Annotated in this window: 25 protein-coding genes and 3 pseudogenes; 14 read left to right on the top strand and 14 right to left on the bottom strand. The window is 69.3% G+C overall.

The features are described from left to right. Window positions 1–221 precede the first annotated feature (221 nt). From ACIQ7M_RS28105 to ACIQ7M_RS28095, 3 genes and pseudogenes are all read left to right on the top strand, one after another. A pseudogene (locus ACIQ7M_RS28105) lies at window positions 222–840 on the top strand (RNA polymerase sigma factor). Further along, window positions 837–1,892 carry a CU044_5270 family protein gene (locus tag ACIQ7M_RS28100; RefSeq protein ID WP_403649505.1) on the top strand — a complete coding sequence of 352 codons (1,056 nt, stop codon included), beginning with the start codon at window positions 837–839 and terminating at the stop codon, window positions 1,890–1,892. The pseudogene ACIQ7M_RS28105 and the gene ACIQ7M_RS28100 overlap by 4 nt, the downstream one beginning before the upstream one ends. 443 nt (window positions 1,893–2,335) lie before the next feature. Beyond that, window positions 2,336–2,758 carry a hypothetical protein gene (locus ACIQ7M_RS28095; protein ID WP_389841845.1) on the top strand — a complete coding sequence of 141 codons (423 nt, stop codon included), beginning with the start codon at window positions 2,336–2,338 and terminating at the stop codon, window positions 2,756–2,758. Between the two features lie 381 nt (window positions 2,759–3,139). Here ACIQ7M_RS28095 and ACIQ7M_RS28090 read toward each other — a convergent pair whose 3' ends face one another. Next, the gene (locus ACIQ7M_RS28090) at window positions 3,140–3,991 is read right to left on the bottom strand and encodes a sulfurtransferase (protein ID WP_403649500.1); all 852 of its coding nucleotides are present in this window, start codon (window positions 3,989–3,991) and stop codon (window positions 3,140–3,142) included. Window positions 3,992–4,453: 462 nt separating this feature from the next. Here ACIQ7M_RS28090 and ACIQ7M_RS28085 point away from each other — a divergent pair, with 462 nt between their 5' ends. The 4 genes and pseudogenes from ACIQ7M_RS28085 to ACIQ7M_RS28070 all read left to right on the top strand — a co-directional run. Continuing rightward, window positions 4,454–5,146: a hypothetical protein gene (locus ACIQ7M_RS28085; protein ID WP_403649498.1), complete on the top strand. Its 693-nt coding sequence runs from the start codon at window positions 4,454–4,456 to the stop codon at window positions 5,144–5,146. A gap of 263 nt (window positions 5,147–5,409) precedes the next feature. Further along, the gene (locus tag ACIQ7M_RS28080; RefSeq protein WP_403649495.1) at window positions 5,410–5,742 is read left to right on the top strand and encodes a hypothetical protein; all 333 of its coding nucleotides are present in this window, start codon (window positions 5,410–5,412) and stop codon (window positions 5,740–5,742) included. Window positions 5,743–5,744: 2 nt separating this feature from the next. Further along, a complete protein-coding gene (locus ACIQ7M_RS28075) occupies window positions 5,745–6,311 on the top strand; it encodes a hypothetical protein (protein WP_403649492.1) in 567 nt (188 codons plus the stop codon). An 88-nt stretch (window positions 6,312–6,399) separates the two neighbouring features. Further along, a pseudogene (locus ACIQ7M_RS28070) lies at window positions 6,400–6,901 on the top strand (transposase family protein); the annotation flags it as partial. 365 nt (window positions 6,902–7,266) lie between these two features. Here ACIQ7M_RS28070 and ACIQ7M_RS28065 read toward each other — a convergent pair. The 5 genes from ACIQ7M_RS28065 to ACIQ7M_RS28045 all read right to left on the bottom strand — a co-directional run bounded on the left by ACIQ7M_RS28065 (window position 7,267) and on the right by ACIQ7M_RS28045 (window position 10,893). Further along, window positions 7,267–8,043: a polysaccharide deacetylase family protein gene (locus ACIQ7M_RS28065; protein WP_403649489.1), complete on the bottom strand. Its 777-nt coding sequence runs from the start codon at window positions 8,041–8,043 to the stop codon at window positions 7,267–7,269. Window positions 8,044–8,468: 425 nt separating this feature from the next. After that, entirely contained in the window at window positions 8,469–8,696 is a 228-nt protein-coding gene (locus ACIQ7M_RS28060) for a 2Fe-2S iron-sulfur cluster-binding protein (RefSeq protein ID WP_403649486.1), read from the bottom strand. Beyond that, window positions 8,693–9,253, bottom strand: coding sequence for a ferredoxin reductase (locus tag ACIQ7M_RS28055; protein ID WP_403649483.1), 561 nt, complete (start codon window positions 9,251–9,253; stop codon window positions 8,693–8,695). The genes ACIQ7M_RS28060 and ACIQ7M_RS28055 overlap by 4 nt, the downstream gene beginning before the upstream one ends. Window positions 9,254–9,445: 192 nt before the next feature. After that, entirely contained in the window at window positions 9,446–10,201 is a 756-nt protein-coding gene (locus ACIQ7M_RS28050) for an IclR family transcriptional regulator (protein WP_403649480.1), read from the bottom strand. Window positions 10,202–10,350: 149 nt separating this feature from the next. Beyond that, window positions 10,351–10,893: an isochorismatase family protein gene (locus ACIQ7M_RS28045; RefSeq protein ID WP_403649477.1), complete on the bottom strand. Its 543-nt coding sequence runs from the start codon at window positions 10,891–10,893 to the stop codon at window positions 10,351–10,353. 507 nt (window positions 10,894–11,400) lie between these two features. Here ACIQ7M_RS28045 and ACIQ7M_RS28040 point away from each other — a divergent pair. Next, window positions 11,401–12,342, top strand: a complete 942-nt coding sequence (locus tag ACIQ7M_RS28040; protein WP_403649746.1) for a 5'-nucleotidase — start codon at window positions 11,401–11,403, stop codon at window positions 12,340–12,342. A gap of 165 nt (window positions 12,343–12,507) precedes the next feature. Here the strand turns inward: ACIQ7M_RS28040 and ACIQ7M_RS28035 are convergent, their stop codons facing one another. After that, on the bottom strand, window positions 12,508–12,987 hold the full coding sequence (locus ACIQ7M_RS28035; protein WP_403649474.1) for an ATP-binding protein: 480 nt from the start codon (window positions 12,985–12,987) through the stop codon (window positions 12,508–12,510). A gap of 249 nt (window positions 12,988–13,236) precedes the next feature. Between ACIQ7M_RS28035 and ACIQ7M_RS28030 the strand changes: the two genes are divergently transcribed. The 3 genes from ACIQ7M_RS28030 (at window position 13,237) to ACIQ7M_RS28020 (ending at window position 16,008) form a co-directional block, all read left to right on the top strand. Beyond that, window positions 13,237–13,776 (top strand): ArsR/SmtB family transcription factor, encoded by a 540-nt coding sequence (locus tag ACIQ7M_RS28030; protein WP_403649471.1) that lies wholly within the window; start codon window positions 13,237–13,239, stop codon window positions 13,774–13,776. Continuing rightward, a complete protein-coding gene (locus ACIQ7M_RS28025) occupies window positions 13,773–15,059 on the top strand; it encodes an MFS transporter (RefSeq protein ID WP_386978327.1) in 1,287 nt (428 codons plus the stop codon). Before ACIQ7M_RS28030 ends, ACIQ7M_RS28025 begins: the two co-directional genes overlap by 4 nt. 190 nt (window positions 15,060–15,249) lie before the next feature. After that, the gene (locus ACIQ7M_RS28020) at window positions 15,250–16,008 is read left to right on the top strand and encodes a hypothetical protein (RefSeq protein WP_403649468.1); all 759 of its coding nucleotides are present in this window, start codon (window positions 15,250–15,252) and stop codon (window positions 16,006–16,008) included. 151 nt (window positions 16,009–16,159) lie between these two features. Here the strand turns inward: ACIQ7M_RS28020 and ACIQ7M_RS28015 are convergent, their stop codons facing one another. The 5 genes from ACIQ7M_RS28015 to ACIQ7M_RS27995 are packed head-to-tail and all read right to left on the bottom strand — an operon-like array spanning window position 16,160 to window position 21,869. Further along, window positions 16,160–17,371: a class I SAM-dependent methyltransferase gene (locus ACIQ7M_RS28015; protein WP_403649465.1), complete on the bottom strand. Its 1,212-nt coding sequence runs from the start codon at window positions 17,369–17,371 to the stop codon at window positions 16,160–16,162. After that, complete coding sequence (locus tag ACIQ7M_RS28010; protein WP_403649462.1) at window positions 17,368–18,087, bottom strand: DUF1365 domain-containing protein; 720 nt, start codon at window positions 18,085–18,087, stop codon at window positions 17,368–17,370. Before ACIQ7M_RS28010 ends, ACIQ7M_RS28015 begins: the two co-directional genes overlap by 4 nt. Beyond that, the gene (locus ACIQ7M_RS28005; protein WP_403649459.1) at window positions 18,084–19,337 is read right to left on the bottom strand and encodes an NAD(P)/FAD-dependent oxidoreductase; all 1,254 of its coding nucleotides are present in this window, start codon (window positions 19,335–19,337) and stop codon (window positions 18,084–18,086) included. Before ACIQ7M_RS28005 ends, ACIQ7M_RS28010 begins: the two co-directional genes overlap by 4 nt. Beyond that, complete coding sequence (locus ACIQ7M_RS28000; protein WP_403649456.1) at window positions 19,327–20,517, bottom strand: FAD-dependent oxidoreductase; 1,191 nt, start codon at window positions 20,515–20,517, stop codon at window positions 19,327–19,329. The genes ACIQ7M_RS28005 and ACIQ7M_RS28000 overlap by 11 nt, the downstream gene beginning before the upstream one ends. Further along, window positions 20,514–21,869: a class I SAM-dependent methyltransferase gene (locus ACIQ7M_RS27995; RefSeq protein WP_403649453.1), complete on the bottom strand. Its 1,356-nt coding sequence runs from the start codon at window positions 21,867–21,869 to the stop codon at window positions 20,514–20,516. Before ACIQ7M_RS27995 ends, ACIQ7M_RS28000 begins: the two co-directional genes overlap by 4 nt. Before the next feature lie 526 nt (window positions 21,870–22,395). Here ACIQ7M_RS27995 and ACIQ7M_RS27990 point away from each other — a divergent pair. Beyond that, window positions 22,396–23,550 carry a DUF3103 family protein gene (locus ACIQ7M_RS27990; protein ID WP_403649450.1) on the top strand — a complete coding sequence of 385 codons (1,155 nt, stop codon included), beginning with the start codon at window positions 22,396–22,398 and terminating at the stop codon, window positions 23,548–23,550. A gap of 156 nt (window positions 23,551–23,706) precedes the next feature. Continuing rightward, window positions 23,707–23,832 (top strand): hypothetical protein, encoded by a 126-nt coding sequence (locus tag ACIQ7M_RS27985; RefSeq protein ID WP_403649447.1) that lies wholly within the window; start codon window positions 23,707–23,709, stop codon window positions 23,830–23,832. Window positions 23,833–23,935: 103 nt separating this feature from the next. On the opposite strand, the pseudogene ACIQ7M_RS27980 reads toward ACIQ7M_RS27985, so the two are convergent. Continuing rightward, window positions 23,936–24,082, bottom strand: a pseudogene (locus tag ACIQ7M_RS27980) (IS5/IS1182 family transposase); the annotation flags it as partial. Window positions 24,083–24,144: 62 nt separating this feature from the next. Between ACIQ7M_RS27980 and ACIQ7M_RS27975 the strand changes: the two are divergent. Then, window positions 24,145–24,618: a hypothetical protein gene (locus tag ACIQ7M_RS27975; RefSeq protein WP_403649444.1), complete on the top strand. Its 474-nt coding sequence runs from the start codon at window positions 24,145–24,147 to the stop codon at window positions 24,616–24,618. 307 nt (window positions 24,619–24,925) lie between these two features. Here ACIQ7M_RS27975 and ACIQ7M_RS27970 read toward each other — a convergent pair whose 3' ends face one another. Then, window positions 24,926–26,179 carry a lipase family alpha/beta hydrolase gene (locus ACIQ7M_RS27970; protein ID WP_403649440.1) on the bottom strand — a complete coding sequence of 418 codons (1,254 nt, stop codon included), beginning with the start codon at window positions 26,177–26,179 and terminating at the stop codon, window positions 24,926–24,928. Window positions 26,180–26,231 lie beyond the last annotated feature (52 nt).

Raw genomic sequence — 26,231 nt, 5'->3', positions numbered from 1 at the left:
CTCCTCGCCCGGACCGGCGCCGGCATGCGGCAGCACCCTGACGAGCCCCGGGCACCACGCCGATCGCCATCTACGGCAAAGTGGCGGGTAAGGACAGCTGAACGCCAACGGCCCTGTTAGGGGCGGGCGTCCATCGCACCTGGGGCGTGACGCGCGCCACAGGAACTTCGGGCGGGGCGCGGAGAGTACCGAGTGTGAGTCAAAAAGAACCAGCGGAGTCCATGCGCTCGCGCATACGGGCGGGGGACCGGGCGGCATTCGCCGAGCTCTACGACCAGTACGCGCGGGCGGTCTACAACCATGCCCTGCGGCTGACCGGCAACTGGTCACAGGCCGAGGAGGTCATGTCCGAGACGTTCCTCGCCGCCTGGCGCGGCCGGGAGCGGGTCGATCCGGAGGGCGGACCGTTGGGGCCCTGGCTGCTCGGCATCGCCACGCACAAGGCGCGCAACGCCAACCGGAGTCTGCGCCGACGGCTCGCCTTCCTCGCGCGCAGCCCGCAACCACGTCCCGTCGAGGACTTCGCGGAGGAGACGGCGGGGCGGATCGACGACGCCCGCCGGCTAGCGCTGGTCCACCAGGCGCTGGGCCGGCTGCGCCGCCAGGAGCGTGAGGTGTTCGCGCTGTGCGTGTCGGCCGGGCTCGACTACCGGCAGGCCGCGCAGACACTCGGGGTCCCCGTCGGCACCGTACGGTCGAGACTGTCGCGCGCCCGTGCCCGGCTCGCCCGGCTCAGCTCCGGGCAGGACAGCGCGAGGACGGAACCTCCCGGCCCCCGTGGAGAGATGGAGAGTGAGGCCGCGTTTCGCGGCCCTGTTCCTGCAGGAGGAGACCCGATGAACGCCGACGGTCGACGGACCGAGGACGCGCTGGAGTTGCTGTCCGCGCCGGCCGAATGGGACCTCCCGCCGGAGCGGCACCTCCACCACAAGGACGTACTGATGCAGCAGATCGACCACGACCTCGGCCACGCTCCCACCGCGGCCCCGGTCCGGCCACCGCGTCGCCGGCTGACGCGTCCGGCCATCCTGGTGCCCCTCGCCTCCACGGCGCTGGCCGCAGCGCTGGCCGTCACCCTCACCGTCAGCGGCACCGGACACGGTCCCGCGCCGGCGGACCGGGCCGCCATCGGTAGCGCCCGCGCCCAGAGCGCCTCCGTCACCCTGAACCGGATCGCCGTCGCCGCCATGGCCAGTGACGTCACGCCCGTCAGGGACGACCAGTTCGTGTACGTCAGGAGCCTGGCCGTGTCGAACAAGGGAACGTTCGAAGGGCCCGTGGTACTCGGAGCCCCTCACACGGTGGAGACGTGGACCTCGCAGGACCCCAGGCCCCTCAAGACCACCGGCTGGATACGCGAGTCGGGCAAGGACGCCGTGATGCCCGACGAGACGATCCCCATCGAGTCCACCGACGCGGTCCCGGCGGGCATCGACCACCCCACGTACACCTGGCTGTCCTCGCTGCCGACCAACCCTGACACCCTGCTCGCCCGGCTGCGCCGCGATGTCCGCGTATTCGACGGAGAGTCCAGGGAACAGGCCGTCTTCTCCCTGATCGGCGACCTGCTGAGCGAGACACTGATGCCGCCGCAGAACACCGCCGCCCTGTACAAGGCGGCCGCGAAGATACCCGGCGTCAAGGAGATCCCGGACGCCGTCGACGTGGCCGGCCGGCACGGGATCGCCATCACACGCGAGGACCCCTCCTCCGCCACACGCGATGAATGGATCTTCGACAAGCACAGCCTCGCGTTCCTCGGCGCACGCGGCTTCATCACCCATGACAAGCAGAAGGGCATCACGTCCGACACGCTGACGGGCAGCACAGCCGTGCTGCAGCGCGCCGTCGTCGACGGGCACGGCGAGAAGAGCGCGGGGGCCGAGAGCTGAGCAGCAGGGGGCGACGCGCGGGGGCTCTGCCGGCCCGCCCGAGTTCGCCCCCTGCCTGCCGGGGTCCGCGAGGGGGCGTGCAGGCCGCCGACCGGTTGCCGGGCGTGCCCGCCTCGCGGACTCGATGGTTTCGTGCCCCCGCGGGCCCCGACGCAGGTCGGTCACTACGAGGACGCGTTCCGCAAGGCCGAAGACCGTTGGCTCCTCAGCTCTCGTTCCTTGATCTGGCCTTTGCGGGACCACCCACGTGGACGACTCCCGCACTGAGATGCGAACCCACCACTGTTCAGCAGACGGTATTCGTGATCCTGTCCGACCCTCTCGTGCGGCTGATGCGCAGGCGCGGGCCGGAGAGCCCTTCGATCGTGTCGGGACCGGAGGCGAGGATGGGATGATCGTCTCCTCTCCGGGACACCAGGCGACGCCCTGTGTGCCGGATCGCGGTGATCGACGAGGAGGACGAAGGATCGATGACGTTGAACGTGGGCCAACGGGTGCGGTTGGCGGCTGATCTCCGGTTGGACGGGTCCGTGACCCCAGCGGGGGAGCCCTCGGAGGAGACGGGTGCCTTTGCCGCCTCTCTGGCCCTGGCAGCAGGCATCGAGGGCACCGTCGAGCGTGTGGATGAGCACCACCGCCAGCAGAGCCACGAGGTCCGTGAGTACCAGCGCCTCAAGTCCCTCCTCGACGACTTCGGCCACCAGATGCCGCCGGTGAGCAGAAAGCAACTGGAGGAACAGGTGGAGGCCTTGGAAGAGCCGTGGGCCGCCTACCAGCGCCAGATGCTCCGCGTCACGGTCCGCGTGCGGCTCGACAACGGATTCGTCCTCGACGACGCACCCGAGGAGGCTTTCGCCTCAGCCTGACGAGGCGTTCGGGGCGCGCTTTGCGCATGCGGCCCGAAGCCGGGCAGGACAGTCCGGTTGAGGACGGGGGGCGCGGGTCAAGGCTGCTCTCTGCGGCTCACAGCGGTGTCAGGAAGAGGTTGGGGACGACAGCACAGCGTCTACGAAGTCGGCCGGCGCCAAGTAACAGTGGACTTCGACGTAGTGAGCAACCAATTCAGGAGCAGCGTAGGTGACGTCGTTGCCCATGACGCGTATCTCTGAACTGCCCCGCGGACAGTCGCCACGCGTTCCGGACCGTCTCGAGACACACCAAGGGCAGAAGTGATGGCCCCGAGTCCATGGTGATTTCCATCAATCTCCTGTTCCCACGTGGTCGTGGCTTGGACCACGTGGGGAGTTTCAGCGAGCGAGCCCAGTTTCTACGGGGCGGGACTCGTCACGGCTGTAGGCGGACCATCCCCCGACGAAGAGTCGGCCAGGGTGCAGGCCCGCGTATTCAAGGGTCAGGAGGTTGTGGCAGGCCGTCACTCCTGAGCCGCAGTACGACACGACCTTCGGCGAGGAGCACTGATCCACTCCCGCGGCGGCGAAGTTGTCCCGGATCTGCCGCACGGGCAGAAGCTGTCCCTGACCGTCCAGGTTCTCCCGGCAGGGGACGTTCACCGCACCCGGTACGTGGCCCGGACGCGGGTCGACCGGGTCCAGCTCGCCCACGAAGCGGTCACGGTTGCGGGCATCGACCGCCAAGACGTCCGGCCCCACCACCTCATCGGCCTCCGCCAAGGCCTCGGCCGGCCAGGGGCGCACGGAGAAGTCGGCATCGGCGGAGGCCGGTTCCACCACGGTCAGGGAGCCGGGGTGCGCCTCGACATAGGCGGCGATTCCGCCGTCCAGGATCGCCGCGCGACGGCCGGTGGTCCGCAGCATCCACACCAGCCTGGCCGCGATGACCCCGCCTTGATCGTCGTACGCCACGACGATGTCACTGTCGTTGATCCCCAGCGCCCGCATGCCCGCGGTGAACACCTCCGGCGACGGCAAGGGATTCCGTCCGCCCTTCGGCGTTGCGGGCCCCGTCAGCCAGCGGTCGAGGTCCACGAACACCGCGCCCGGCAGATGTCCTCCTTCGTACGCCGCTCGCCCGGAACGGCCGTCCAGGTACCACCTCACGTCCGCCAAAACCACGTTCCCCGGCAGGTCGTTCAGCCCCTCAACCCGCGTGAACGGCGAGACATCCACAAGTTCACTCATGGGGCGACGGTAACCAGCGGTCCATAATGTGAGCAAGATCGTTTCGTATAGCGGGATTGATCCGGTGGAGGTCGTCCGGAGCGGCGACACAGTTCCCGCCCGTGCCGGAGGGGCGGCTGTGCGGTTCGGGACGGAGTGAGTGGGTGCGTACGGCGGCTTCCGGCGCAGGACCCCGTTCACTGCGACGCGGACCGGTCGGCCCCGGACCCCCCGCCCGCCGGATCGACGGGTTGGGACGTCTGCCATCCAGCGAAACGGTCTCGGCCGGGTGGTCGATCGCAACCATGGTCGGCTGTGCGGCGTGTGATCCGGTGGGACGGCTTTCGCCTGTTCCCGACCGGAATGCGAGGGGGCCCGATGACACAGGAGCAGACCGGGGACACGGCGTCACGGACGGGACCGGGCACGAGGCGGCCAAGGACCATGCGCGGCCATGCGGCGCGCTGGTTGTTCCGTTTGGTCATGGCCGTCATGATCCTGCTGCTCGCCCTGCGCACCTACGAGGAGACGGGCGTTGCGCACGCACAGTCGAACGGAACGCTGCACACGGCCGGGGCCACTATTGCGAAGCTGACGTCCCACACGACGAGCGGGCGAGACGGTGGAGGCCAGGACGGTGGCAGCGGCGACTGGACCGTCACCACCAAGTACACGATCGAACTGCGTATCGGCGACGGGACGAAGACGGTGAACGGCGTCTCGGACGATTCCGCGAACGGCCTCCAAGAGGGGCAGCGGGTCCGGGTGGGCCTGTGGCACGGGCGGGTCGTGGAGATCGACGGGCGTGACGTGTGGCTCGGCTGGTATCCCGAGGGGTGGGACATGGCCCTGTTCATGCTCTACCCGCTGATGACGGGCTATCTGATCGCCCTTGCCCTGGCCGCCGCCGCGTACCTGGCCGGCCTCGACGGCCGGGTACGGCTGGAGCGGCGGGAGCGGGCCGTACCCTGGGCGTTCGGGTTCCTCGTCGCGGTGGCGGCGAGCTTCTTGCTCCTGGGGTGCGCGGCTTTCGGGAACACCATCGCATACTGGCCCCTCGCTCCGATCGGAGCCGGGACCGCCACCGCGCTGGTGGGGCTGAGGCGAGCGCTCCGGCGGGCCCGCGCCACCCGTGCCGAGGACTCACCCATGGGGAGTGCACCGGCCCAGGCCTGATGTCCGGGGCCGGCCGCCCGGGCGATCCTTCTGGAATGGTCAGGCGAAATCGCTGGGGGCGGAGACCTCCGTGCCATGGAAGGGGCGAACGCCGAAGGGGGCTTGAGGTTCCCTCACTTCTCCGTGATCAAGCCCACCGTGCACCATCCATGGCCATAGAGGTGCAAACCGTCTTCTAGGTGATGTGTGCACACCGGTCAGGCGCTAGTTTGGCGACTTCTTGATCGCTATCTGACCATCTGACCAAGGGTCGAATGCACACCATGCACATGGCACCGCCCGTTCCGGGGGAACGGGTCACTCTGCGCGCGCTCGGACGTCCGCCCCGCACCACCGCCCTGCTCGTTCTCTCCCCGACTCCGCTGAGCGGGGCGGTCCTGGCGACGCCCCGGCCGGCCGTCGCGGCGACACCCGCCGTGAACGGGTCGGCCGGAAAGCTCTCCGCTGCCGACGTTCCGTCTGCCGTCGGCGCGGCGAGGCGTTCCGGCGACGGGAGTTCGAACAGGACCTGCCTTGCGGCTCTCACCCTGCGGTACCGCGGCAAACCCAACTACAACGCGTGGGTCATCAGCCTCCGCTCGAAGGCGAGGTCCTGACCATGGCACGCAGGACAAGACTCACCGGCATCGCCCTGGCCGCCGCCGTCGCGGGCGGATTCCTGACGGGCTGCACGTCGGACGACGAATCCCTGACGTATCAGACGGACTACAGCAATCACCGACCGCTGCGGGTCGTCGGCTACCCCTCCACGGGAAGCCTGGAGACGGTGCAGAAAGCCGTGTGGCGGCTCGCCGACGGCGACGTCGACGCGTTGGCCGCGCTCGCCGTCGACGACACGCACGCCGACGCCACGGCCCGCAACTGGGTCAAGGCCTTCGGCGCCGCCGCCGGAGGAGACGTGACAGCGGACTTCTATGACGAGGGCTCCGTACGGCAGGTCGTGGTCCTCTACTTCGCCAGGAGCGGCCAGATCAAGGAGATCGAGGCCCGCAGAGGAGAAGAGGACGACTCCTGGGGACTGACCCTCGCCGAACCCGACCCGGCCGAGGCGACGGCCAAGCCCACATGGGCCCCGTCCAAGCCGGGCAGCTCCGGCTCCCGCACCTCCGGCACCCCGGCCATCATATTGGGCGGCACTGAGCCTCCTCCAAGTCGGGGGAACTGAGCGCGAGTTGGACAGTCCCGCGCAACGGCGAAGCTCCTGGTAGACGGGTTCTCGACCAAGACCGCTCGTGTCCGCCAGGAGCTTTCGCGTGCTTGCCCACCCGTTCTCGATCGACTTGGCCACCCGCACGCTTCAGTTCCTGGCCGGACAACTGACGGCCGGGCGTCGGGACATCGGGACGCGGTGGCGGCGGCTTTCCGTGGCACGTCAGGCCCTGCTCGCCCTGGCCCACCTGCAGTGCGGCGACACCTACACCCAGCTCGCGGCCGGGTTCGGCATTGGGATCGCAACCGTCTACCGCTGCATACGTGAGGCCATCGAAGACCTGGCCGCCCTCGCCCCGACGCTGGCCGAGGCGACGAAGACCATCCGGACGAAGGCGTTCGTCGTCCTTGACGGCACCCTGCTGCTCATCGACCGCATCGCCGCCGACACCCCCGTACTAATATGGGAAGCACAAAGGCCACGGCATGAATGTCCCGGTCCTTGCCGATCCGTTCGGACGGCTGCTCTGGGCCTCGCCGGCTCCGCCCGGCTCGACCTACGACCTGACCGTCGCCCGGCAGCAGGGGAACATAGACGCCCTCACCGCCCCTCAAGGGCTGGCGGCTCCTGCGGAAACTCCACTGCATCGAGGTAATGGAGTGGCACGTCGCGCTGATAGCCGTCGAACACCCGGTCCTGCTCTACGACGCCGACGGCTGGGAGCCAGGCCGGGGGCGGGAAACCTCACGACGGCGTGGCTACGCGGCGCCCCAACTGCGCCATTGGCTGCGGACGTGGCCTGACGGTGGCAACGTCTGGGACGAGGCACTCCAGACGATCGGTAAGACTCGAGCACCCGCAATCGTCGGCACCCGTCGGCACGACTCGTCAAGGAGGAAGAACACTCCTCTGCCAGGACCGGCGTTCCCGGAGACGGGACTTGGCGCCCTTCGACGCGGTCGTCCGCACGTCACTTGTAGATCTTGCCGGGCTCGGCCTTTGCCGGAGCGAGCAGCTGGGAGACGGTCACGAAGGTGTAGCCCCGCTTGCTGAGCGCTTTCAGGATGGAAGGCATGGCCGGCACGGTGCCCTTGTGCAACGGGTGGAGCAGGATGATCCCGTCGCGGCCGGCGCCCGCGAGTACGCGCTCGCTGATCAGCGCGCTGTTGTTCGTTTCGTAGTCCTTCGCGGTCACCGTCCACAGCACCTGCGCCATCCCCAGTTCCCTCGAGACCTTGGAGACGCGGTCGTCGGTGCGGCCCTGGGGCGGGCGCATCAGCGTCGGCTCGCTGCCGGTGACACGGGAGATGGCCCGTGCCGTGCGGCGCAGCTCGTCGCGGATCTGGGCGTCAGAGACATCGGTCAGCACCGCATGGGTCCAGGTGTGGTCCCCGATCTCGTGGCCCTCCCCGGCGATCCGTCGCACCACATCCGGGAACTCATGGATGCGCCGGCCCTCAAGGAAGAACGTCGACGGCGCCTTGTACTCCTTCAGGAGGTCCATCAGCCGGTCGGTGGGTTCGCCCGGCTTGCCGTCGAAGGTGAGCGCGATGCACTTGACCTTCCGGCAGTCCACCTGCCCCGACGGTACGACTGCTCCCGACCCGGCACGGTCACGCTCCTCACGCGGGGAGAGCGTCTCCATCCTGTTCGCCTGGACGACCATGACGGCGATCACCGTCACGGCTGCCACCACGGTCAGGGTCAGGAGTATCAGTAAGCGAGGCCGCCTTTTAAGGATCTTCATCTCAAGGAGAAGATTTCGACGCCGCAAGCGTTGCCCAGCGGCCTCAACAGTGAGGCAGGGCACGTGTGCGCAGCACGATTCAAGTGAGATGCAAGCACGACCTCGACTGCGTTCCGCGCCGGCGTCTCTCCGAGGTGCTCGGCGGTCGGCATAGCGTGACTGCACTGCCGAAGTAGGAGGCGTGTTCGAGTATCTGCCCTACGAACTCGTCCGGCTGGGGGTGGTCTCGAAAGCGGCTGGGCTCGATCCCAGTGCGGTGGCCGCACAAGTGCGCCTGGGTCAAGAGTGTCTCGGCAGCGCGCGGCTGGACGCTCGCGAGCCTCGCAATCTGAGTGAGGAGGGGTCGGCGTCGCTCACGGGCGGCCCGGCGACGGCATGCGGCGTTACGGTCATGGTGACTCCCAGGGGATGTACGGCGCTCGGACTCACAGGTCCAGGACGAGGCGGTCGCAGCAGGAACGGGACACACACGGCACCAGGCAGTTCCCGGCGGACCGTTCGTGATCGGTGAGGACGGAGTCACGGTGGTCCGGCGTTCCTTCCAGGACCGGCGTGAGACAGGTGCCGCAGATGCCCTGCTCGCAGGAGGACAGCACCTCGGCCCCCGCCTGCCGGATCGCCTGCAGCACGGTGATGTCCGACGTGACGGTCACCGTCCGCCGGCTGCGCCGGAGTTCCACCTCGAACGGCGACTGGCGGACGGCGGCGCCGCCGGGCCCGGCGGAGAACCGCTCCGTGCGCAGACGGAGGACGCACGGGCACGTTCGACCGTGGCGAGCAGCGGTGCCGGCCCGCAGCAGCAGACCTTCGTGTCCGCGTCGGGTTGCCCCAGCACGGCGTCCAGGTCGAGCAGCCCGTATTCGTCCTGCGGGACGATCCGCACCCGGTCCCGGTGCGCGGTCGACAACTCCTGGCCGAACGCCATCGATGCGCGGGACCGGCCGCCGTAGAGCAATCGCCAGTCGAGGCCCATCAGTTCGGCCTGCTGAACCATCGGCAACAGAGGAGCGATGCCAATGCCCCCGGCGATGAACAAGTAGCGTCGGGCGGGCGCCAGCGGGAAGTGGTTGCGCGGGCCGCCGATGTATTGCCGCGTCGTCCCTTCCTCCAGGATGAGATCGATGTGCGCCTCGGGAGTCCAGTCCGGCAGACGCCTCAACAGCAGGATCCAGGGTCCGTGAGAAACGCAGTCAATGAGCCGATTCGGCATCACTTCTCAAGGCGCGCATGGCTTCACCGAGGACGGTCCTCCGGCCGGAGCGCATACGGGATCTGCGGAGAGGCCAAGGCAATTTTGCGCGACCGAACTCAGAGCAGGTGTCCAATCGTCGTACCGACTCTTATTGAACGGGAATCGACTTTCTGTGCGCGATCCCGTCCGCAGGTAGCGTTCGGCATACCTCTAGAGGCGCTGCGCGCTGATTGCGGCGGAGATGCCGGAGGCCGCAGCGCGCAGCACGCCGACTGCGGAGCGGGCCGGCGCGTCGCGAGGAAGGACGACCGACAGCGCCGCGACTACTTGCCCGCGTCCCTCGCGTACCGGCACGGCGACCCCCGTGGAGACGGTCTCGACCGTTCCCGGGGCCACGACGAATCCGTCGCGACGGATGCCGGCCAGGACGTCGTACAGCTGCGCAGGGGAAGTCACGGTTTCCGGCGACAGCGATCTGAGCTGCTTGGCGAGGACGCGTTCCTGAAGTTCTTCGGAGCCGTAGGCGAGCAGGACGAGTCCGGACGACGATGCGTGCAGGGGAAGCCGCCCTGCGACGCGCGTGATATTCGCGCCGGCATTCGGATGGGACAGGCGCTCGATGAAAAGCGTCTCATCGTTCTCCAGGACCGCGAGTTGTGTGTGCTCCCGGATGCGATTCTGCACACCCTCCATGAAAGGGAGCGCCGCTTGCCGCAGCCGCAGGGCGTGGGAGCCGCGCAGGGCCAGCTCCCACAACCGCATGCCCAGACGCACCTGCTCATCCTCGTCTCGCTCCAGCAGCCCGCACTCGACGAGGTCGGCCACCATTCGGTGCACCGTGGACGACGGCAGGTTCGCACGCCGTCCGATCTCCGCCGCCGTCTGTAGCGTCCGGTCGGTACTGAACGTTTCCAGGACACGGACGATCCGCTCGGTGACGCCTTCTCCGGATCGGGAGTTCGCCATGGCCCGTCCTTCCTCCTTTCACCTGCTTCTCGCCTGCACATCGATAGGCTCCGGTCGCCGCCCGCTATGAGAAGCCGCGACCGTCTGCCTGGCCGGACTCCGCATCGCGGGCATCTTCCGCTGGTCCGCCCGCTGATCCGACGCTCTCCTCAACTCGCCGGTGCGGCATCGAAGCGGACCTGCGCAGCCGGTTCGACGGTGATGGAGCGCTCGGCGTACTGGATGGCCGAGAAGGTCGTGTTGTGGTGGGCGATGACCTGAGCGGCCGACGGCGCAGCGTCAGGCGGGCGTTCCGGCGTGGTGTGTCCGTCTGAGACCAGCACAAGGTCGTAGCCACGTGAGAGCGCGCTGCGGCTGGTCGAGTCGACGCAGTACTCGGTGGCGAAGCCGGTAATGATCACTCGGCACACCTCTTGTTCGTCGAGCAGATCACCGAGCCCGGTGTCGAGGAAGGAGTCCGCGCTGGCCTTGTCCAACACGACATCGCCCGGCTGGGGTGCCACCGCCGGATGGACGTCGATCAGGCCGGCAGGCACGTCAAGGAGCCGTTGCCGCAAGTAGACGATCGGCACGCCGGCGGAGCGAGCCTGTTCGGCCAGATCGGCGACCTTGTGCAGGCAGGCCTCGACATCATGGGCGTCGCTCAACAGGGCGGTCTGCATGTCGATGATGAGCAATGCGGTGTCCGGCATCACCCGAGCCTATCCGGCTGGGCCCCGCACCGTGGACGGGCAAGTGGCCCAGGAACAGCGAGCCCGTCATGATCTGAACGAAACCATCTTGCGGTCACCCGCCGCCCCGCGCCCTCGAAGCCCGCATTCCGAACAACCGGGGTGCAGGCCTCTACGTTCACGTGCTCGCGGCGGAGTCGGACCGGCTTCACTTGCTGCGAGCAACCCGCGCACGCGGGCGGTCAGAAGCTCCAGCTGTACAGGCCGCCACCGGTCTTCACCGCGGACACCGCGAGTCGGGCAACTTCCCGCAGGACCGCCGACAGATCATCGTCGGTCATGTCGTCCCCGTCGGCAGACCGGAGCCGCGTGCTCCAGCGGCCTGCGAGCTCCTCCAGCTGGGCGCCAGGTTCTCGTGTCTGGGGCGATCACCACAGCCTCAACTCCGCCGGGTGGCAGCGGTCTTCGGAGGGCATGGTGATTTAACATGATCGGGGCGTGTGCGCGAATCGGTGCCGGGGGTACGACATGGCCGTCTACGAACTCAAGAACCGCCTGGTCGTCGGTATCGCCTCCAGCGCACTGTTCAACCTGGCGGAGGCGGATGCCGTCTTCCGCGATCAGGGAGAGGAGGCCTACCGCGCCTACCAGGAGGAGCACCTGGATGACACCCTGGACAAAGGGGTGGCCTTCCCCTTCATCCGCAGGCTGCTGTCCCTGAACGACCTCTCTCCCGATGATCCTCTGGTCGAGGTCATCATCCTGTCCCGCAATGATCCCGACACCGGGTTGCGGGTCATGCGGTCCATCCAGTCCCACGAACTGCCCATCAGCCGGGCCATCTTCATGCAGGGCCGCTCGCCCTACCACTTCATGCCCGCCCTGAACATGTCCCTGTTCCTGTCCGCGAACGAGGACGATGTCCGCGAGGCCGTCGCGCTCGGGCTGCCCGCCGGCCGCGTGCTCGGCGCGGCGGTGGCCGACGAGGGCGATGACCACGACCTGCGGATCGCCTTCGACTTCGACGGGGTCCTCGCCGACGACGCCTCGGAACAGGTCTACCAGGCCGGCGGCATCGACGACTTCCGCTTCCATGAGTCGGCGAACGCCGCCACCCCGCACGATCCGGGTCCCCTGCGTGACTTCCTCGCAGGAGTCAACCGGCTCCAGCGGCGTGAAGAAGAACAACGGGCGCAAGACGCCGACTACAGGATTCGCGTCCACGTCTCCCTCGTCACCGCCCGCAACGCACCCGCTCACGAACGCCCGGTGCGCAGCCTGCAGGACTGGGGTGTGGCCGTCAACGACGCCTTCTTCCTCGGTGGCATAGACAAGAGCACGATCATGGAGGTCCTCAAACCCCACATCTTCTTCGACGATCAGGTCGGCCACCTGACCGGCACCTCCCGCAGCACGCCCAGCGTGCACATCCCCTTCGGGAAGATCAACGAACCGGACCCCGGCGACTGAGCGAGCACGGCTATGAGGTCCGCCTCAGGCGAGTCCGGGCCCCTTCAGGAAGATCGCGGACAGAGGGTCCGGCACGGTCTTCTCGGTCGGCGACAATCCGGCCGCCCTCGGGAGCGTGAGAGGGATGCCGGCAAGGGGACCGCATCGAGGCGGGAGGCCTCCGGGCTACCGAACCGAGGCGGTCGTCGGCGGTGCGCGATGCGGGCCGCCGAACGGGGTGAGGGTCAACGTCGCGTGCACGGTCTTGCCGTCGAGCGCGGGAACCGTCTTGATCCTTCCGCCGAGGCCCTCGATGAGGGGGAGCCCGAAGCCGCCGCGCTCGCCCGGGGTGCCGGACTTCTCCGGCAGCGTCTCGCCGTGGTCGGCCACGGCGATGTCCAGATGGCTTCCGTGCAACGTGAGCTCGAGGGTGCAGGACTCGTGCGTGTGCCGGATGGCGTTGGTGACCAGTTCGGAGACGATGAGCACCACATTGCCCATGCGTGAAGCGGGAGCCCCGTGCGCGGCCAGCCATCGGGCGGTGATGTGCCGCGCCACCTGCGGGGTGTGCAGTCCGTAGGGCAGGGCGACGGCCAGTTGATGGTCGGTAACGGGGCTGTGGGGCTGATCGGTTGGGGGTGCCGGAGTCGGTGCGGTGGTGGTCATGGCCGGTGCCTCCTCTCTCGCGGGGCGTGTTGTGGCTCTGCCAGTGATCCGGAGCCGTAGCCATCGCAGATGACGCGAAAAGCGCATAAAAAGTGAACATTATGAACCAAATGCGGCTTCCTGTTCAGGTCGTCTGACGGTGATGCCACTTCGGATGCCGATCCCCTTGCCGCGTCGCCGACTTGCCGATTCCAGATGCCCGGGGAAACCCCCTTGCCAAATGGTCAAGAAGTGTTGACCATTGGAGGCATGCCTACCGACGATGTCCCCGAGACGTTCCACGTCACCACGGACGACCAGCTACGCGCCGTCTCCAATCTCACGCGGCACCGGATCATGGCCGTCCTCCGCTTCGAGCCCGCGACGATCACGCAGATCGCCGAGCGAGTGGGCCTCGCGAAGGGGAGTTCCAGCTACCACGTACGGCTGCTGGAGCGGGCCGGCCTGGTGAAGGTGGTGCGAACGCGGAAGGTCCGGGGGGTCACCGAGCGGTACTACGCCATGGCCGCGCGGTCGATCGTGCTGCCGGATCCGGGCGAGGGAGGCCCGGACGTGCTGATGCGGCACGCGGTGGCGGACCTGGAGGCGGCTCCGGCGGATGCCGAGCGGCATGTGGGGATGGCACATCTGCGGCTCACCGAGGAGCAGTTCGCGGAGCTGGGGGCGCGGCTCCAGGCGCTGGCGGAGGAGTACCGGAAGCTGTCAGATCCGTCGCTGCCGGACACGTCACTCGTCTTCGCGCTGTTCCACCCGGGATCGCGCAAGCAGGCCGAAGGAGACGCCAAGTGAGCTCAGACGTCCGGAAGTTGCCGACCGGGTTCGGACGGCTGTGGACCGCGCAGACGGTGTCCTCGCTCGGTGACGGGGTGACGCACGCGGCGCTGCCGCTGCTCGCGTTGACGTTGACGCGGGATCCGATGGCGCTCGCCGTCGTCACGGCCGCCGGAACACTGCCGTGGCTGCTCTTCGGGGTGCTCGGCGGTGCGCTGGTGGACCGCTGGGACCGTCGGCGCACGATGTGGGTCACGGACGCGGCGCGTGCGGTGCTGCTCGCGATACCGGCGGCGGCCGCCGCGCTCGACGTGCTGAGCATTCCGGTGCTCGCGGCCGTCGCCTTCCTCCTGGGCCTCGGCGGACTCTTCTTCGACACGGCCGCCACGGCTTATCTGCCGGATCTGCTCGGCCGCGACCCCGCGGTCCTGGAGCGCGCCAACTCCCGTCTGCGCGGCGCCCAGACCGCCGCGTCGGGCTTCGCGGGGCCGCCCGCGGGCAGCGCCCTGCTCGCGCTCGGACGAGCGGTCCCGCTGCTCGCCGACGCGGTCTCGTTCGCGCTCTCCGCAGTGCTCGTACGATCGCTGCCCGCCGCACCCCGGCCCGTTCCGCAGGCCCGTGAGTCGCTGCTGCGGCAGGCGCGGGCCGGTGCCTCGTACGTGTTCCGGGACCGGCTGCTGCTCGGGCTCGCGCTGCGTCCGGCGGTCGGGAACATCGCCTTCCTCGCCGTGGAGACCGTACTCGCCCTCTTCGCGCACGACCGTCTCGGAATCGACACCTTCGGCTTCGGCCTGCTCCTCACGGCGGAGGCCACCGGCGGTCTGCTCGGTGCGGCCATCGCCTCCTTCCTGGGCCGGCGACTGGGCACCGGTACCGCGCTCACCTGTACGGCAGCGGTCGAGGGACTCGCCATCCTGGGCCTGGCCGGCGCCCCGAACCCGTACGTCGCCGGCCTCGCGCTCGCCGTCTGCGGAGCCGGCATGGGCGCCACGATGGTGCTCGGCCCCTCCCTCCGACAGGCGGTCGTCCCCGCCCACCTGATGGGCCGGGTCGCCTCCACCTCCCGCATGCTCGCCATGTGCGCCGCCCCGTTCGGTGCCTTCCTCGGCGGTTGGCTGGCCACCACCTACGACGTGCGCACCCCGCTCTACACCGCCGCCGGCCTCCTTCTCACCATGACCACCGTCACCGCGACGATGACCAGCAACCGCCGGGTCGAGGCGGCGCTGCGTGCCGCCGCCCCGGTCGATGACCCAGAACACCCGGAATCCCGGGACCCCGTTCAGGAAGGCGCCCTCTAGGGCTCCGCGAGGCCGTCGAGCCGGTGCCGAGCCCGGCTCGATGTCCCTCGCCTCGGCCCGGAGCGTCGGGCGCCCGGCCTCCACGGGATGCGACGAGCGGTCCGGCGGGCGGGGAGCGAAGGGAGATCCCGCAACGATCACTACGGAAACGACGTCATATTGAGGTGGGCGGCGTGGAGTTCGTGAGGGGATGCCAGTGGTGCGGGACGAGGCGTGGAGCGAGTGGTTGCGGCAGTCGCCGCCGGGAGACGAACTGCTCGCGTGGTGGCGGCAGGCGGGGGACGGGACGCGCCGGATCGGCCGGGAGGCTTACGGGGAGCGTCTGGCCGTCCTGCTGTCCGCCGCGGCCCCGCGCGACTGCGCGGCGGCTGGATTCGGGTGCACGCGGCGCATGGACCGGGTCTGCCGTGAGCCGTCGGTGTGCCGGCTGGATCCTGTCGCGCCGTCGGCCGCCGAGGAGGTTGCGCGCGGTGAGCGCGAGGGTCCGGTCCCGGGTGCCTGCGGCGGATTCCACGGCTTCCGGGACGACTTCGAGGTCCATGTGCGGTTCAGTGGTGGCGGCGACCGGCACCGCGCCGTGTTCTGGCGCGACACGGCCGCGTCGGCGGTGCGGCTGTGGGTGGACGGCGTCCCGGTCGGCTCCGGGGCATGCCTGGACTCGTACGGGCGCTGGCTCGACGACAGGTTCCTGGTGGTGCAGGCGGAGGGGCCGGACAGCCATCCCCGGCAGTCGTACGGGCCGGGGACACTGGTCACCGGAATCGTCTCCGTGCTGATCCACGACGCCGCCCACGGCTCCACCCGGATACTGATCCCGGAGCCCCACGAGGGATGGACCGATCCCCAGGTGGTCCTGGCCGGTGCGACCCTACGGGTGTACGCGACGCGCGAGGCCGTGGCCGCCGACGTACCCGACCGGATTTTCCCGGCCCGGCCGGCCCCGGAGTGACGGCGGTAGCCGCCCGCACCGGGGCGCGGTCCCCATCCACCGGCGGGAGTACGGCACGATCGCCCCGACCGAAGCCGGCCGTGCCCGACCGTACGAGCGGTACGAGTGGGGAAGGCCGGTAAGCCCAGGACGCCGTGCCGGATGCCGTCGTTCAGCGCGTGAGCTGAAGTTGCCAGACGTCGAGGTAGCCCGATCGGAAGCCGGCCTCCGAGTACGCCAGATAGAACTCCCAGAGGCGTGGAAAGTCCGGGGCGAAGCCGAAGGAGGCGACGTCGTCGCGGGCGAGGAAGCGTGAGCGCCACTGGGCGAGGGTCCGCGCATAGTGGTCGCCCATCCGGTGGCGCCCGCTGACGCGCAGCGAGGTCGGGCCGAGGGCTTCCTCCAGGGCGTGGAGCGAGGGGATCTGCCCTCCGGGGAAGACGTACTTCTGGATCCAGGTGCGGACGTCCTTCGTGGCGAGCATCCGGTCGTGGGGCATGGTGATCGTCTGGAGCGCGACGCGTCCGCCGGGAGCCAGGAGGCGGTCGAGTACGGCGAAGTACGTCGGCCAGTACTCGGATCCGACCGCCTCCAGCATCTCGACGGAGACGATCGCGTCGTACTCGCCCTGTGCCTGCCGGTAGTCACGCAGCACGACGGACACCCGGTCGGCCACACCCGCCTCGGCGATCCGTGAGCACGCCAGGTCGCGCTGGCTCGGGGAGATCGTCAGCGTGGTCACCTCGGCGCCGCGCAGTCCCGCCCGGATCGCCAGTGCGCCCCAGCCGGTCCCGATCTCCAGCATCCGTGTCCCCGGACCGACCCCGGCCATGTCGAGGACACGGTCGATCTTGCGGATCTGTGCGGCGTGCAGGTCGTCGCCGGGAGTGAACAGCGCGCACGAATAGGTCATGGAGGGGTCGAGGAAGAGCGCGAAGAACTCGTTGGACAGGTCGTAGTGGCGTCGGATGTTGGAGCGGGCACCCTCCAAGGTGTTGCGTTCCGTGTCCGGACGGCTCTGGTCGGCCCATTGCCGGAACGCGGTCGCGGGTCGGCGGGCCGGGCGTTTCAGGCGGGCCGCGACCGGCGTCAGCAGGGCCGCCGGGTCGGTGCTCGTCCAGTCACCCGCCATGTAGGCCTCGCCGAAGCCGACGGGGCCTATGACCGCCAGACGGGAGAAGAGCGCCGCCGGGCGGACGATTCTCATCACCGGCGAGTCGGGGCCGCCGCGCCCGATGCGTTCCCCGCCGGGAAAGGCCACCCGCACGGGGAGGGAACGCATCGCCTGGCGGAAGATCCGCTCCACCATCCACGCCCGCACCGGGGCATGTGGGGGGTCCGTGAGCAGGGGACGGGCGTCGGTCACGGGCACGGTCGTGGTCATCGAGGTGTCCTTACGGCGGGCCGGCGGGGGAAGACCGGCAGACGGCGCAGCCAGAGCACGGTGCCGTGGAGGCGGATGCCGAGGCTGACCCTCTGTGGCAGCAGCGGGTGGGCGAGGACGGTCCGCAGGACATCCGTCGGCGCGGCCCCGCGGCGGCGGCCGGTGAGGGAGGCGGAGAACACCGTACGGCTGTCCTGGACGAGCGTCACGGTCAGCGCGAGCCGTTCCCGGGGGACCGGCAGGCGCATCCGGTACTCCCCGGCCACATCCAGGAAGGGCGAGACGTAGAAGGTCTTGGCCGTGCTGGCGTGTCCGGTCGGGGAGGGCCTCAGCAGGTAGCGGTGGTGCTGCCCGTAGGTGTTGTGGACCTCGGCGATCACGCAGGCGGGGTCGCCCGCGGGGGTCAGACACCAGTAGACGGTGAGCGGGTTGAAGACGTGTCCGAGCACGCGCGCGGAGGTCAGCATGAGGATGCTTCCCCCAGTGAGGTCGATGCCTTGGTCGCGCAGCCAGGCGTCGATCTGGGGGCGCAGCGGACGGCCCGGCTCCGCGCGGTGATCGGAAGCCAGGATCTGGGTGAACGGTCTCAGCCACCACGGGTAGGCGGGCAGGTCGTCGAGGTCGACCAGCCACAGGTAGAGGCGGTTCCGGAAGACGCGCCGTAGCGGTGTGCGGCGCGTGTGGGTGAGCCGCCCGACATACAGGGCCGCGCTCACCACCGTGCCCCCAGTGCCGCCGCCGCGCGCACGCCCGCCAGACAGCCGTCCTCGTGGAAGCCCCAGCCGTGGTAGGCGCCCGCGTACACCACGACCGGGCTGTTGAGCGCGGAGAGCCTGCGCTGGGCGGCGAGTGCGTCGAGCGTGAGGATCGGGTGCTCGTAGACCCGTCTGACGAGGACCGCGGCCTCGTCGACCTCCGTGGAGCCGTTGAGCGTCACGAGGTAGTCCAGCGGTTCGCTGAGCCGCATCAACCGGTTGAGGTGGTAGCTCACCAGGACGGAGCCGCCCCCTCGGCAGCCCTGTTTGAGGAGGTTCCAGGACGCGTGGGTCCTCGGCCGCGACGGCAGGACGGAGGCGTCCGTGTGCAGCCAGGTCTCGTTGCGCGAATAGCCGAACGCGCCAAGGACCTGTTTCTCGTCGGTCGTGGCGTCGGTGAGCAGGGCCAGGGCCTGGTCGGCGTGGGTGGCGATGACGACCCGGTCGAACGTGTGCTTCGTTCCGGCGGTGTCGATGACCTCCGCGCCGTCGAAATGCCGGGTGATCCCCCGGACCGGTGTGCCGGTATGCACCTCGGGCAGTCGCGCGGCGATCCGCTCGACGTAGGTGCGGGATCCGCCGGAGACGGTGCGCCACCGGGGCATCGCCCGCACGCTGAGCAGGCCGTGGTTCTCCAGGAAGGCGAAGAGGGGGACGGCGGGGAAAGCGGTGCTGATCTCCGCCGAGGCGGACCAGACCGCCGAGACCAGCGGCAGGGCGAAGTGGTCGGCGAAGTAGCGGGTGAACCGGTGCCTCTCCAGGAATCCGCCCAGGGTCAGGGTGCTCTCCCCGGACGCCAGCAGCCGGCGCGCCTCGGAATGGAACCTGGGTATCTCGGACAACAGGTTGAGGAAGGCCCGGCGGGCGGTGCCCGGACGGGGGAGCAGGCCCAGCCCGCGCCTGCCGCCCGCGTATTCGAGACCGCAGCCTCGGCAGCGGATGCTCATGGACATCTCGCTGTCCTGGGTCGGGACGTCCAACTCGGCGAACAGGCGCAGCAGTTGTGGGTAGTTGCGGAGGTTGTGCACCAGGAAACCGGTGTCGAGCGACACGACCGCGCCGTCGGGGGTGGCCACTTCGTGGGTGTCGGCGTGTCCTCCGAGCCGGGGCGCGGCCTCGAACAGCACCACGTCGGAGCGGTGGCGCAGCAGGTACGCGGCGGTCAGGCCGGAGATGCCACCGCCGATCACCGCGATCCTCTCAGACCCCATCGACGCTCCTCGGACGGTCGGTCCGCAGGCCAAGATCGCGGCGGATCAGTGCCGCGGCCGTCAGGGCCGACCGGGCCGCCCCTTCCGCCGAGTCGATCGGGTAGCTGTTGTGGATTGCCGACCCCGCGAAGTACACGCCCGGCAGCGGCCGGCGCGTGATCCGGTCGGGACGCAGGTAGTCGCCCGCGAGGATGGCCTCGCCGGGGCGCTGGTTCGGCCGCTGCCGCACCCGCCGGACGGGATGCCGCAGGTCCAGGTGGAGGCGGACCTTCTCCATCACGTACTCCTCGTCGGTGCGGGGGCTGAGTGTGCACAGCACGACGCACCGGCCGGCGTCCGGCTGCATCAGGATGTTTATCCCGTCACGCGAGTACAGGACGGGGCCGGACTCCCGCAGGACCGTCTCGCGGTCGTCGAGGTCGACGGTGAACGCGACGCAGTGGGTGTGACCGTCCTCGTCGACGGCGTGGTCGATCCGGGACGCGTCGAGGAGCGCCACCATGTCGGGGACGAAGGCCGTGACCACGACGGCGTCGAACTCCTCGGCGCCCGCCCGGGTGTGGACGCGGACGGCCCCGTCGGACGACTCGATGCGGGACACCCTGCGGTCCGCCGTCAGCGTGACCCCGCGTTCTCGTAGATGGGCCACCCAGGGGTCCACGAGGTACTCGTCGGTGGCTCCGGGGAGCACGAAGGCGGTCTTGGAGCGGAACAGGTTCGCCGCCATGCGGGCCAGCGGAAGCGGTGAGTAGTTGCGCGCCGATCCGTACCGGTTCTCGCCGCGTCCGCTGAAGTGCCGCTCCGCCAGCAGGGGTGAGGGACGCCATGCCCACAGGACCCGCAGCTTCTCCCGGAGCGGGATCTCCTTCGCCATCATGCGGTAGAGGTGGGAGATCTCCACCCAGCCGGTGGTCTCGGTGTGGGCGAGCCGGCGGACGCGGCGGAGGGACTCGTGGACGGTCCGGCCGCCGGGGCCCTTGATCATGCCGAGGATCCGCAAGAGGTGACGGTAGTCGTCCATGAAGAAGCGGGGGCAGTGCTCGCCCCCGTCGCCGACGTCGGCCCGGCCGCCGAAGTGGACGTCCTGTTCGTAGACGCTGAGTTCCGCGTCCGGGTGGCCGCACAGGGCGAACGCCGTGGTCAGGCCCGCGATGCCGGAGCCGATGATGCAGATCCTCACGCGTCGTCCTCCGGGCCCGGGGTGCCGGACTGTGCCCAGCTCGTTCCAGAGGGGTCCGCGACGAACGGGAATCCGCTGGCGCCGTCCGAGCCGGTCCGTACCGCGAGGATCTGGTGGACGCTCATCCGGTTGGCCTCGAAGGCGAGGGAGGCGCCGGCGAGGTACAGCCGCCAGATCCGTGCCCGGCGGGCGCCGAACCGGTGGACGATCTCCTCCCAGGCGGTCTCCAACTGCTGGGACCAGGCGTCGATCGTGCGGACGTAGTGCTCGCGCAGTGACTGGACGTCCCGGATCTCGAACCCGGCCCTCTCCAGGTGCGCGAGGGTCGCGGGCAGCGGGCGCATGGTCATGTCGGGCGCGATGTAGGACTCGATGAACGCGCCGCCGCCCGGCTTGGCCCTGCCGCGAGACATCTGCTGCAGGAGCAGTCGGCCGCCCGGCCGCAGCGAGCGGTGGAGCATCGCGCAGTACTCGGGGTAGTTCGCCGCGCCGACGTGCTCGCCCATCTCGACGGACGACACCGCGTCGTAGGAGTCCCCGACGCTGTGCCGGTAGTCCTGTAACCGGACCTCGACCTCGTTCGCGAGACCCCGCTCGGCGAGCCGGGCGGTGATGTACTCGTGCTGACGCGACGAGATGGTGATCCCGGTCGCCCGGGCACCGTGCCGTTCGGCGGCGTGAACGACCAGTGAACCCCAGCCGCAGCCGACGTCCAGCAGGCGGGAGCCCGGTCGCAGGCCGAGCTTTCGGCAGACGAGGTCGAGCTTGTCGCGCTGGGCGTCGGCGGGACGGTACTCGGGGGCGTCGGAGGTCCACAGACCGCAGGAGTAGCCCATGGTCTCGTCGAGGATGGTCTGGTAGAACTCGTTGCCCAGGTCGTAGTGGTGGGCGATCGCGGCCCGGTCGCGTCCGGGGGTGTGGGTGCGTCCGGTGAGTCCGGCCTCCTCGGCCGGTGGCTTCGGGGGCAGGCCGAGGAGGCCCAACCGCACGCCCAGCGGCAGCAGCGACGGCAGCGCGCCGAGGGTGCGGACCCCGTTCTGCCGGACCGTCCGGACGTAGTCGAGGCACGTGTGCAGCGCCTGCCGGAAGTCCCCCTCGACATCGAGCCCACCGGTGACATACGCGCGGGACAGCCCCATCTCGCCGGGGCTGCGCAGCAGATGCCTGACGGCCCTGGGACTGCGCAGCACCAGCACGGGACCGTCCTGCGGGCCCGCGCTGCTTCCGTCCCAGACGCGCAGCCCCACCGGCAGGTCGGTGCCGAACAGGGTGCGGGACATCGCTGCGACACGGCCCGCTATCCCCTTCGTCGTGGTCTCCCGCAGTAAGGGGATGGATCCTGCTTCCTTCACAGCTCTCCTCGGATGCTGGGCCGAACACCGGCCGATATGGGGGGTGTTCGGGATGTTAGGGATCTGTCCGTAACGGGGTCGCGAGTTGTCCGTAATACCCTCGGGGCTGGCGAATGCTGGTCTACTCTGGTCGCCCCCCGGACGAACCGGGCACCAGGAGCCGGTCGGTGCCCGAAGAACCGCGTTGCGCCGACGGCTCACGCGCCGAGGTTCGGCAACCGGTCCCGAGCCCTGAAGGCCTTCCTCGCCGCCGCGATCCGGGTCGACGAAGGCGATCGGGATCCGGCCCACTCCGCCCCACCCCATCCCGCCCCGCCTCGTCCCGTGCGGGGCTTCGCTCTCTCAAGCACGTTCCACTGACGTGGTGGAGAGCGATCTGGGTCACCTGGTTTTCCGTGGTGCGCACCTCTTGTCCAAAGTGTCATGAACCCGCCATGCTTTCCGTGAATCTACTCGCATAGATTCACGCTTTTGATGCTCCACCTGCCAGCGCGTCCATCCGCACACCCTCCCGGAGGATCGCCCAGTGAGACCTCGTGAAGCGCGCCGCCGTGGCACCGTCGCCGTCCTGGTGTCCTTACTCGGCCTGTCCGTCGGCCAGACCGTTGCCGCCCTGCCCGCAGCCGCCGCCGCTCCGCCCGCCGCCCCCACGGTCGCCGCGGCACAGGACCAGGCAGCGCGTGCCATAGCCCGCTCCCTTTCCGACTCCGCCTGGCGTGCCCGCGTCCAGCACGCCGCCCTGACCGCCGACGAGGTGCCCGTCACCGCTCTGGCCGACCGCGCCGACAAGGATCTGAAGTCCACGCTGACCGCGGCGGATCACAAGATCGCCGCCGCCAAGGGCCTTGACGCCGGCATCGGTTCGCTGCTCCGGCTGCGCCTGGGGGACCACGCGATGTGCGGCGCCCTGTCCGCCGGAAAGCTGCCCTGGGTGGCCCCCGCCACCACCGATGATCACGCCACCACGATCGTCGCCTACGACGTCCGGGGCCGGGCTCACGCACTCGACGCCCGCCACGCACCCGCCCGTCCCGTGTACGTCGTGGACATCGACGGCTCCAAGGCCCTGGCCGCCGGCCTGAGTGTCCTGAACAGACAACTGCGCCACTACGGCCTGGACTCCGCCACGCCGGCACCGGCACCGAAGGCGGACGCCACCAGGAAACCGCAGGCCCAGGCGGCCGCTGCCGGGGGCTTCTGGACCACCCGCATCAGCGCGGTGGAACTCTCCGACGACGAAGAGCCCTGGATCAAGGGCGACGCCGAGATCTACACGCTGGTCACCGGCTTCGGACAGGACGGCGCCGTACGTGTCGATCCCGTCGACATGCCCTACCTCGACAATGACGGCACGGTCTATCGGCCCGGCCAGATCCTGGTCAACTGGTCGAACTACAAGTACAACCTGGCCGATGCCGTGATGATGGAAGAGGACGGCAGCACCAACTACCGTGACCTGGCCAAGGCCATCGCCACCGCCCTGCTCACCATCACCGACCAGGGCACCTACATCCCCCTGGTGAACGCCATCCTGGACGCCATCCCGAACGACTGGTGGACGGACGATCCCGACTACGTCGACTCCTGGTACACCCTGGCCAGCAGCGACAACGGCACCCGCTACGGTGCTCGCGGCAACGGTTGGATGACCGTCGAACCCTATTTCGTGCAGCAGTTCTGATCCGTACGACGGTGACGAGAGGTGCGGGCCGGTGCATAACACCACCGGCCCCATCGACCGGTGGGGTACAGGCCCACCTGGCCGAGGCCCATGGCGCCGACGTCTTCCGCCGGACGATCTCGACCACCACTGACAAAGCCCTTCAGGGCATGGCCGGTGAAGACCTACTTCGTGCCGGTGCCGGCCGACGGGGTGACGTACGACAGGTTCGTAGCCCTCGGTGAGCGGTTCGGCTACCCGTACTGGCTCGTGCGCGAAGGGCTCAACGACCGGACCGACTGACGCCGAGGGGCGGGGGGGGAGGGGGAGGGGGCGGACGGAGTTCGCCCACCCCCGTGGCACCCAGGGGCCCGGAAACGATGCGGCACTTCCCCCGCACATCGGGGGTTATGTGCTGCCTGTACGTTTCAGGGCCGAATCCTGGCGGGCGGCCTCCGGTGTGTCCTCGCCACATGCGTCCGCGGATCGCGCGGGAAGAGTAGGCACGATCGGCGAGTACGCCCGTGTTGCGGGTTCTCCCGGCGCCATGCCCCGGCGTTGTCAGTCCCCGCCGTTACCGTTCGGCCATTCACGATCTTCAGGGAGGGTGGCTCAGTGGGTGCCAGCGGCTGGGACTACGTCATCAGGTACGACGGCGATGTTGAGGTGGCATTGGGGACTTTGCGGGCCAGGGTGTTTCAGGAGGAGTACGGCGACGGCACCCGCTACCGAAGCCTGCGGGACCTGTACGCGGACGAGGAGTTCATGGGCACAGAAGGCACCCATACGATCCTCGACATCGACAGGGTTGTTGCCGCGGATGCCCCGCCTACGCGGTCCGGGATTGCTGACTACGGCACCCTGCGCCCGTTGGCACTCAGCCGCGTGGTGCACCACTTCGGCACCGACCGCCCGACGGTCGAGCAGTACGAAGAACTCGCTGCCGCCGCCAATGAGGCTGCGAGCCATGAAGAGCACGAGCGGAGCCTTCTCGGGGAGTGCCAGATGCGATGGACCGGCTACTACGTCGTCCTCCACTCCGACGACAGGCCGACTCACCTGGGAATCTTCGGCTTCTCCGGAGACTAGGAGTGATCGGGGGGAGAGAGAGCCGGTTACCTGCCTCGACGCGGTCGTCGCCGAGATCGAGGGCGCCCAGTTGCCCACTGAGCAGACCCCCGGCGACGACGACTGCCGGCCGAGGCGAGCGCCGCGTGACTTTGTGGGCCGGTGTCTGGCGCAGAGTTCAAGTGGTGCGCGGGCCGTTGTCAGGGAGCGTTTCTGCGCGCCGCTGGTTGTGCGGGCCAACCCTGTGGCCGGCGCCTGACCCGAACCGACGTCGCCGTGCTGTGGGTGGGCGGGTTCGCCGGTGGCTTGCGCCCACCCTGGTTGGTCGTCAGCCGGCGACGATTTCGTTCACGATCCATGCGCCGAGTTCTTCGGTCATGGTGGTGTGCCCTTCGTTGCGGCCGGCGCACTGGAAAGCGTCGAGTGCGCTGTTGTCCGGTGTGATCGGCTGGTAGAGCCGCTTCGGGTCGTCGATGTCGCCGACGGCGAGGGCGCTGATGCTGGGGATGAAGCAGGACGTGGTGATGACGTCCGGGTTCACGGTGTTGCCGAGAACGGTCATGAGGAGGGCGGCCAGGCCGAAGCTGCCGGTGTCGCCGTCCGGGGACGGCACGGTGAACAGGCCCCCGGGCGCTCCGTCGATGGCGGGCAGCCCGCTGGTGCGCACCGATACCGGCTCCTCACTCGTCTTCTGCAGGCGCGCGACGACCTGATCACCCTCGGCCTGGGTCTTGAGCCACGTGTCGTTCAGCGTGTTCCCCTGACACTTCACTGCGGTCGCGCCGGCCTTGACGCCGTTGCCGGTGCCGCTGTCCACCCCGTTGGCGACCCCGATCTTGCGGACGCCGCGGGGCCATCCGCCGATGTCGTCGAGCGCGGTGAGGAACGCCATCCGCTCGGGCGCCTGCTGCGGGGTGCTGCCGGCCTTTTCGATGTGCCAGCGCGCCATCTCCTTCGCTGCCGGGCTGTTGAGCAGCCCCGAGAACTGGCGCAGCACAGGGCCCACGACGGGAGCCTCCCCCCACTTGTCCGTCGCGAAGTGCGTGAAGGCCTGAAGAGCGATGGGGAACCATGCGCCCTGGTGGGGGGTGTCGTAGGAGAGGTAGAGGGACGTCTCGTGGTCGGGAAGCGAGGGGTCCTGTTCCATCTTGGCCAGCGCGTAGCGGGTGATCAGTCCGCCCATGCTGAACCCGCCCACGACCAGCTTCGCCCGGCCCACCCGCTCGGCGACGGCCCGGCGGATGCAGTCGATGGCGGTGTCGGCGTTCGACGTGATCGATGCGGTCCGGTCGTTGTAGCCGAGGATGACCACGTCCCGGCCGGTCGCGTGGAGTTCGGAGATGAAGCGGAAGTCGCCGTTCTCCTCCAGGCCGTGCCAGAGCTGGTCGAGGTCGCTCGAGCCGCTGGAGAAGCCGTCGGAGAGGATGACCGGCCTGATGAGCTGTCTGCGGTTCAGCGGGCTGTAGTAGACCCAGGCCGTTCCCCCGTCGAGGGGCCACTCGTCGTGCGGCTCCGGCGCGGGAGGAAACGAGGAACGGACCTTGGGAGAGACCGGACCCCAGACGTCGACGACAGGATTCATGCGCTTGGCTCCTTGCATCTGTCACGGAGCAACCGAAAACACCGGCTCGTCC

It is taken from the genome of Streptomyces sp. NPDC096324 (assembly GCF_044763015.1).
GTDB lineage: Bacteria > Actinomycetota > Actinomycetes > Streptomycetales > Streptomycetaceae > Streptomyces.
This window is presented reverse-complemented; position numbering and strand designations above follow the sequence as displayed.

What these genes read in the sequence shown, in the direction of transcription:
- ACIQ7M_RS28020 (WP_403649468.1), top strand. Translation starts at nt 15,250, where the DNA reads ATGCCAGTGGTGCGGGACGAGGCGTGGAGCGAGTGGTTGCGGCAGTCG.
- ACIQ7M_RS28065 (WP_403649489.1), bottom strand. Translation starts at nt 8,043, where the DNA reads ATGAAGATCCTTAAAAGGCGGCCTCGCTTACTGATACTCCTGACCCTG.
- ACIQ7M_RS28040 (WP_403649746.1), top strand. Translation starts at nt 11,401, where the DNA reads ATGGCCGTCTACGAACTCAAGAACCGCCTGGTCGTCGGTATCGCCTCC.
- ACIQ7M_RS28075 (WP_403649492.1), top strand. Translation starts at nt 5,745, where the DNA reads ATGGCACGCAGGACAAGACTCACCGGCATCGCCCTGGCCGCCGCCGTC.
- ACIQ7M_RS28030 (WP_403649471.1), top strand. Translation starts at nt 13,237, where the DNA reads ATGCCTACCGACGATGTCCCCGAGACGTTCCACGTCACCACGGACGAC.
- ACIQ7M_RS28055 (WP_403649483.1), bottom strand. Translation starts at nt 9,253, where the DNA reads ATGCCGAATCGGCTCATTGACTGCGTTTCTCACGGACCCTGGATCCTG.
- ACIQ7M_RS28085 (WP_403649498.1), top strand. Translation starts at nt 4,454, where the DNA reads ATGGCCGTCATGATCCTGCTGCTCGCCCTGCGCACCTACGAGGAGACG.
- ACIQ7M_RS28080 (WP_403649495.1), top strand. Translation starts at nt 5,410, where the DNA reads ATGCACATGGCACCGCCCGTTCCGGGGGAACGGGTCACTCTGCGCGCG.
- ACIQ7M_RS28035 (WP_403649474.1), bottom strand. Translation starts at nt 12,987, where the DNA reads ATGACCACCACCGCACCGACTCCGGCACCCCCAACCGATCAGCCCCAC.
- ACIQ7M_RS28045 (WP_403649477.1), bottom strand. Translation starts at nt 10,893, where the DNA reads ATGCCGGACACCGCATTGCTCATCATCGACATGCAGACCGCCCTGTTG.
- ACIQ7M_RS28100 (WP_403649505.1), top strand. Translation starts at nt 837, where the DNA reads ATGAACGCCGACGGTCGACGGACCGAGGACGCGCTGGAGTTGCTGTCC.
- ACIQ7M_RS27970 (WP_403649440.1), bottom strand. Translation starts at nt 26,179, where the DNA reads ATGAATCCTGTCGTCGACGTCTGGGGTCCGGTCTCTCCCAAGGTCCGT.
- ACIQ7M_RS28050 (WP_403649480.1), bottom strand. Translation starts at nt 10,201, where the DNA reads ATGGCGAACTCCCGATCCGGAGAAGGCGTCACCGAGCGGATCGTCCGT.
- ACIQ7M_RS28005 (WP_403649459.1), bottom strand. Translation starts at nt 19,337, where the DNA reads ATGGGGTCTGAGAGGATCGCGGTGATCGGCGGTGGCATCTCCGGCCTG.
- ACIQ7M_RS28090 (WP_403649500.1), bottom strand. Translation starts at nt 3,991, where the DNA reads ATGAGTGAACTTGTGGATGTCTCGCCGTTCACGCGGGTTGAGGGGCTG.
- ACIQ7M_RS28015 (WP_403649465.1), bottom strand. Translation starts at nt 17,371, where the DNA reads ATGACCACGACCGTGCCCGTGACCGACGCCCGTCCCCTGCTCACGGAC.